This window comes from Acidovorax sp. HMWF018 (genome assembly GCF_003061035.1).
GTDB lineage: Bacteria > Pseudomonadota > Gammaproteobacteria > Burkholderiales > Burkholderiaceae_C > Acidovorax > Acidovorax delafieldii.
In genome coordinates this window covers 1-6,239 of the sequence record NZ_QAIM01000232.1, presented here as the reverse complement: position 1 = coordinate 6,239, position 6,239 = coordinate 1, and the positions used below count along the sequence as shown (strand labels likewise).

Sequence of the window (6,239 nt, the reverse complement as noted above, 5' to 3'; positions counted from 1 at the left end):
AGGCACGGCGGAGTTCCTCAGTCAATTATGCAGGCCATTGGTGAGGGTCCGTGCCAATGGAAAGCGCGCATTGTCATGGCGTTGACACGCCGAAGACATGGGCATGTCATGCGCGGCTTTCACACTCCCGGCCAGGAAAGCGGATTCCCGCTCTGTTTGGAAATTCCAGCTGTGCCCGTTCTTACCGAAGGAGACGTTGTCCATGAACGACCTGCCCACTTTGATGCAGTTGTCCACATCGCCGGAGGCTACAGGTACCGGTATTGTTCAGCCTTCTGGTGTTGTGCCGGGCGCTGGGCATGCTATCCCGGCGCGTGGTGCTATCGAGGTGACTTGGGCCAGGCATCTGGATGAGGTCCGTGAGGCACAGCGCTTACGGTTTGAGGTGTTCGCGGCAGAGATGGGCGCTCGATTGACGACCCCCATTCATGGCCACGACGTGGACCTGTTTGACGACTATTGCGAGCATCTTCTGGTGCGCGACGCTCCGAGCCAGCAAGTCATTGGGACTTACCGGGTGCTGACGCCCGCGCAGGCCAAGCGGGTGGGTGGAACTTACAGTGATACCGAATTCGACTTGACGCGCTTGCGCACGCTGCGCCCGCGCATGGTGGAGCTGGGCCGCAGCTGTGTGCATCCCGACCACCGCCACGGCGGCGTGATCATGGCGCTGTGGAGCGCGCTGGCGGACTTCATGGTGCGCAACGAACTCGACACGATGATCGGCTGTGCCAGCATTCCCATGCTTCACAATGGCGTGGTCAGTGGCGATGCGGCGGCCAGCATCTGGCAGCAAGTGCGAAAGACCCATCTGGCACCCATCGAATACCACGTGCTGCCGCGCCTGCCGTTGCCCGTGGAGCATCTGGACGGATCCATTGCCGTGGACCCACCGGCCCTGATCAAAGGCTATCTGCGACTGGGCGCCCGTGTACTGGGTGCACCGGCGTGGGATCCGGACTTCAATACCGCCGACCTGCCCATGCTGATGCGGCTGGCCGACCTGCATCCCCGCTACCGCAAGCACTTTCTGGGGGCCTGACCGGTGCGTGCCGCGTTCGACGCCCTGGGCCCTTGGTTGAACGAGTCCCAGGTGCCGCAGGATGCAGAGCCCGACGCCCTTGTGGCGTTCGCCGGTCAACGCCGGTTCCGTGCGGTATTCATTTCGGATTTGCACCTCGGCACGCCTGGGTGTCAGGCTGAAGCGCTTCTGGATTTTCTTAAGCACCATCCCAGCGATCATCTGTACCTGGTGGGAGACATCGTCGATGGGTGGCAGTTGCGCCGTCGGTGGTTCTGGCCACAGGCGCACAACGATGTGGTGCAAAAGCTGCTGCGCCGCGCGCGCAAGGGGTGCCGCGTGGTGTTTGTTCCTGGTAACCACGACGAATTTGCCCGAGCCTTTGTGGGGCATTCTTTTGGCGGTATCGAGGTGGTGTCCGATGCTGTGCACACCACTGCAGATGGGCGCAGCCTGTGGGTCACGCATGGTGACCACTTTGATGGTGTGATCCAGTGTGCCAAATGGCTCGCCTATGTGGGTGACAACCTCTATGAATTCACGCTCAAGCTGAACCGCCATCTCAACATCCTTCGGGCGCGGATGGGGCTTCCGTATTGGTCTTTGTCAGCTTACCTGAAAGGCAAGGTAAAAAAGGCGCTCAACTACGTCACCGATTTTGAAGTGGCGGTGGCCGCAGAGGCCCGTCGCCGCGGGCACGATGGAGTGGTCTGCGGACATATCCACCGCGCGGAGATGCGCGAGATTGGTGGCACCTTGTATTGCAACGATGGCGACTGGGTGGAGAGCCACACAGCACTCGTCGAGCACCTTGATGGTCGGCTGGAGCTGTTGCAATGGCCCGCTGTGCCCGCAGCCAATCTGTCCAGCCAGGCCACACGGGTGTCCGCATGAAGATTGCGCTGCTGACTGATGCATGGCTGCCACAGGTCAACGGCGTGGTGACCACTTTGGTCGAGTTGGTGCGAGAGCTGGAAGATGCCGGGCATGACGTGCAGGTGCTGCATCCTGGTCAGTTTTCTACCCGTCCTTGTCCCGGTTACGCTGGCATTGATCTAGCGGTGCGACCCTACAAGTTACTCACCCAGAAGTTGGACGCCCTGCAGCCCGATGCCATTCATCTGGCGACCGAGGGGCCTCTGGGCTGGGCGGGGCGTCGTTACTGTCTCAAGCGTGGCCTGGCGTTCACCACAGCCTTTCATACAAGGTTTCCCGAGATTCTTCAGGCAGCCTTGCGCATACCACTGGGTTGGGGTTATGCGCTTTTCAGGCATTTTCATCGCCCTTCGTCGGGGGTGATGGTTCCTACGCAGGGTGTCTTGCAAATGCTGCAGCAGCGGGGCTTTCGCCAACTGCGGTTATGGACGCACGGTGTGGACACCCAGGCGTTTCGCTTTCATGGTGAGGTTTGCCAGAGTCCACTCACTGGCGTTCTGGCGCATCCTGTGGCGCTGTATGTGGGGCGCATTTCATATGAAAAGAACATCGATGCCTTTTTGCAGATGGACATGCCGGGCACGAAGGTGGTGTGTGGTGTAGGCCCGCTCGATGCGCGGCTGAAAGCCAAGTACCCGCAGGTACGCTGGCTTGGCATTCTTGACCGGGAGGCGCTGGCACAGGTCTACGCCTCGGCCGATGTCTTTGTGTTTCCGAGCTGCTCCGAAACCTTTGGGCTGGTCATGCTGGAGGCCATGGCTTGCGGCACGCCGGTCGCTGCCTTTCCTGAAGACGGTCCACGGGAGGTCCTGGGTGCGGGGGACGGCAGGGTGCCGATGGGCGGCGTGTTGCACACGAGCCTTCTGGCGGCCACGCAGCAGGCCTTGTCTATACCGAGGTCCGAAGCACGAAGCCGGGCGCTGGAGTTCACCTGGGCACATGCGGCCAGGCTGTTTCAGCAGTACCTGGTGCCAGCCCGCTCCAGCTCGCAGGGAGTTTTCGTGTCTGTCACAAAGTCTGTCACGCAGTTGTCATCTGGGCGTTAAATACTGCAGCGATCCCGCAATTGCTGTACGCGCGTATCCATGCTGCCCCTGCCTCCTGTTGACTCCATCCCTTTGCAGCGCGAGCACCTCGATGCTGTCGGGGACTCCTCGCACGCCGTGTCACATGACAACGATTTTGCGGCTGTGGGGGCTGTCACGGGCGTTGCCCCCCACATGTTTCTGGACCGCGACCACAGCATCCTGGCATTTAACGAACGCGTGTTCGACTGGGCGGTTCGCACAGATGTCCCGCTGCTGGAGCGGCTGCGCTACCTGTGCATCGTGTCATCCAACCTCGACGAATTTTTTGAAGTACGTGCCGCAGCGCACAGCACGGCGGCCAAGAAGGGCGAGACCAAGGGGCTCTACACCGCAGCGTCGTTCGAGGCCCTGTCCGCCCAGGTACACGACCTGGTAGAGCGGCAATACGCGCTGTACAACGAAGCACTGGTTCCCGCATTTGCAAAGCATGGGATACGTATCGTGGCGCATGGTGACCGCTCCGCAGAGCAGAGGCGGTGGGTGCACGAGTATTTTGCGCGCGAGGTCCGTCCCTTATTGATTCCGGTGGGACTCGATCCGGCCCACCCGTTTCCGCAGGTGGCTAATAAGTCGTTGAACTTCATAGTGCGTCTAAAGGGGCATGATGCCTTCGGCCGCGAGAACGAAATCGCCATCGTCAAGGTGCCGCGTGCACTGCCCCGCCTGATCCGCATGCCAAAGAAGGTTGCGTCCGACGGGGCGTTGTTCGTCAGCTTGTCCAGCATCGTGCGTGCCCATTTGGAAGACCTCTTTCCTGGCCGCGAAGTGACGGAGTTTTCCCAGTTTCGTGTCACACGCCACTCCGATCTGGCACTGGACGAAGAGGATGTTCGTAACCTGCGCACCGCCTTGCGGCAGGGCCTGCAGCATCGTCATTACGGACAGGCTGTGCGCCTGGAAGTCTCTGCGGGTTGCTCTCGCTTCCTGTCCGACTTCTTGTTGCAGCAATTTGATCTGCCCAACGCGGCCTTGTACCGTGTACATGGTCCTGTGAACTTGGTGCGCCTGAATCAGCTGGTGGACTTGGTGAACGATCCCGCGTTGCTGTTCCCGCCATGGAGTTCCGCTTGGCCACGTCAGCTCCAGCCAGGGGTTTCCATCATGGGCCAGCTGCGCGAGCGCGACGTGTTGATCCACCAGCCGTTCGAGAGCTTTGATGGTTTGCTTGCGTTCCTGCGGGAGGCTGTGAACGACCCGGACGTGCTGGTCATCAAACAGACCATTTACCGCACGGGCGCCGACTCCGAACTCATGGACCTGCTCAGCGAGGCGGTACGCCGAGGCAAGGAGGTGATGGCGGTGGTGGAGCTGAAAGCACGCTTTGACGAGGAGGCCAACATCAATTGGGCAGAGGCGTTGGAGTCGATTGGGGCGCAGGTGGTCTATGGCGTCGTGGGCCTCAAGACCCACGCGAAGATGCTGCTCGTCACACGCCGTGAAGGGCGGCAGTTACGCCGTTACGGCCATCTCTCCACTGGCAACTACAACGTGCGTACGGCCAAGCTGTACACAGACCTGAGTTACCTCACGGCAGATGAAGAAACCACTGCCGATATGGACGGTGTTTTCAATCACCTTGCCAGCCAGAACCGGCCTCCCAAGCTGCGCAAGCTCATGCTGGCACCGTTCCATTTGCATCGCCGCATGATCGAAAAAATCGAGCGCGTGGGACTGGCTGCCAGCCGCGGGGAAGACGCACGGATCGTTGCCAAGATGAATGCCCTGACCGACGAGGGATTGATGCGGGCGTTGATCCTCGCTGGGCAGCGCGGCGCACGCATCGATCTGATTGTGCGCGGGGCCTGCATGCTGGCCCCGCAGGTGCCGGGAGTGACTGACAACATCCGGGTGCGCTCGGTGATTGGTCGGTTCCTGGAGCACACGCGTGTTTTCTATTTCCGCGCGGGGGGCGAAGAAGATCTCTATCTGTCGAGTGCCGATTGGATGAACCGCAACATGATGCGCCGCGTCGAGCTGGCGTGGCCAGTGACTGACCCCAAGCTGCGCCAGCAGATCATTGATGAATGTTTGGTGGCCTACCTGTGTGATGACCGCGATGCCTGGACGTTGAATGCCGCCGGCGTCTACGACCGCGCTGTGCACCCGGTGGACGGTAGTGGTGCCCAAAATGCGTTGATGGTGCGCTATGGGCCACGGCCTGCTCTGGGTCGCGAGGAGCCAGGGGTCGCATGATGGATTTGATCCTTTGGCGTCATGCCGAGGCGGAAGAGGCAGAAGACGGTAGCGATGATCTTGCACGCCCGCTCACGGCCCGGGGCGAGAAGCAAGCGGCGCGCATGGCGGCCTGGCTTGATCGTCAACTGCCGGAAGGCCTGAGGGTGGTGGCAAGTCCAGCGCGGCGGACTGAGCAAACTGCCCACGCTTTGGGCCGAAAATTCAAGATGCGCGCCGAGTTGTTGCCTGGCGGTACACCACAGGATTTGCTAGAGCTCGTGCAATGGCCGCGTGCCAAGGGCGCTGTTTTGGTGGTGGGGCACCAGCCCATGCTGGGCCAGACCGTTGCCCAGTTGTTGCAACTACAGGCCCCCGAGTGCCCTGTGCGCAAGGGCTCCGTGTGGTGGTTGCGCCAGCGCCAGCGCTGGGACCACAGCCAGACCGTGCTCATGGCCGTGCAGTCGCCGGAGTTTCTTTAGCTTGCCCGGCGATGTCAGAGGGCCCGAAGCCGTGCCCCTGGACACGCCGTGTCTCGGGCCAGGTTTACTTGCGTCCTGCTTTGCCGCTGGACTTGGTCGTTGCCTTGGCAGGGACGGTTGGCGCGGCTTCAGCTGTGTCGGCCTTTGGGCGACCGGTCTTGATGGAAGGCACCGCTTGCAAAGCGCTGCGCAACGCGCTGTCTGACAGACCTGCCAGCACCTTGAGCCCTGCGCGCAACAGCTCGCTTTTCTTGACGGGGTGGGCCAGTGCTGTGGCGCGGTCTTTCAGGGTGTCGAGCACCGCGTACTCGTCTTTGGGGATGGTGAAGCTGTCACGGACCAGCTTGGGCTTTTTGCCCTTGGGCTCGGTGGCCTTGGTGGGTTTCACTGCGGAAGCTGCCTTGGTCGCGGTGGCTGGCTTGGAGGCTGGCGCCTTTTCTGCCACGGCCTTTTTTGCGGGCTTTGCAGCCTTGGATGCCTGTGGAGCCTTGGGTGCCGTTTCCGGCTTGGTTGGCTTGGCTGCCTTGGCGGGCTGGGCAG

General features: G+C 61.4%; 7 protein-coding genes. 5 read left to right on the top strand and 2 right to left on the bottom strand.

Features of this window, described 5'->3' with window-relative positions; genetic code table 11:
- Positions 1-21: 21 nt before the first annotated feature.
- The gene (locus DBR23_RS29235; protein ID WP_146191279.1) at positions 22-204 is read right to left on the bottom strand and encodes a hypothetical protein; all 183 of its coding nucleotides are present in this window, start codon (positions 202-204) and stop codon (positions 22-24) included.
- On the opposite strand from DBR23_RS29235, the gene DBR23_RS08220 reads away from it, so the two are divergent.
- The 5 genes from DBR23_RS08220 (at position 203) to sixA (ending at position 5,699) form a co-directional block, all read left to right on the top strand.
- Positions 203-1,042, top strand: coding sequence for a GNAT family N-acetyltransferase (locus tag DBR23_RS08220; protein ID WP_288852531.1), 840 nt, complete (start codon positions 203-205; stop codon positions 1,040-1,042). The two genes, DBR23_RS29235 and DBR23_RS08220, sit on opposite strands and share 2 nt — an antisense overlap.
- Positions 1,043-1,045: 3 nt before the next feature.
- Positions 1,046-1,915, top strand: coding sequence for a UDP-2,3-diacylglucosamine diphosphatase (locus DBR23_RS08215; protein WP_108497904.1), 870 nt, complete (start codon positions 1,046-1,048; stop codon positions 1,913-1,915).
- Positions 1,912-3,003: a glycosyltransferase family 1 protein gene (locus DBR23_RS08210; RefSeq protein ID WP_108497903.1), complete on the top strand. Its 1,092-nt coding sequence runs from the start codon at positions 1,912-1,914 to the stop codon at positions 3,001-3,003. The genes DBR23_RS08215 and DBR23_RS08210 overlap by 4 nt, the downstream gene beginning before the upstream one ends.
- A 174-nt stretch (positions 3,004-3,177) precedes the next feature.
- Positions 3,178-5,238: a polyphosphate kinase 1 gene (ppk1, locus tag DBR23_RS08205; RefSeq protein WP_108497906.1), complete on the top strand. Its 2,061-nt coding sequence runs from the start codon at positions 3,178-3,180 to the stop codon at positions 5,236-5,238.
- Positions 5,235-5,699 carry a phosphohistidine phosphatase SixA gene (sixA, locus tag DBR23_RS08200; protein ID WP_056067241.1) on the top strand — a complete coding sequence of 155 codons (465 nt, stop codon included), beginning with the start codon at positions 5,235-5,237 and terminating at the stop codon, positions 5,697-5,699. The genes ppk1 and sixA overlap by 4 nt, the downstream gene beginning before the upstream one ends.
- Before the next feature lie 64 nt (positions 5,700-5,763).
- On the opposite strand, the gene DBR23_RS08195 is transcribed toward sixA, so the two are convergent.
- Positions 5,764-6,239 (bottom strand): hypothetical protein (locus tag DBR23_RS08195; RefSeq protein WP_233250337.1); only part of this gene is annotated, 476 nt, incomplete at its 5' end.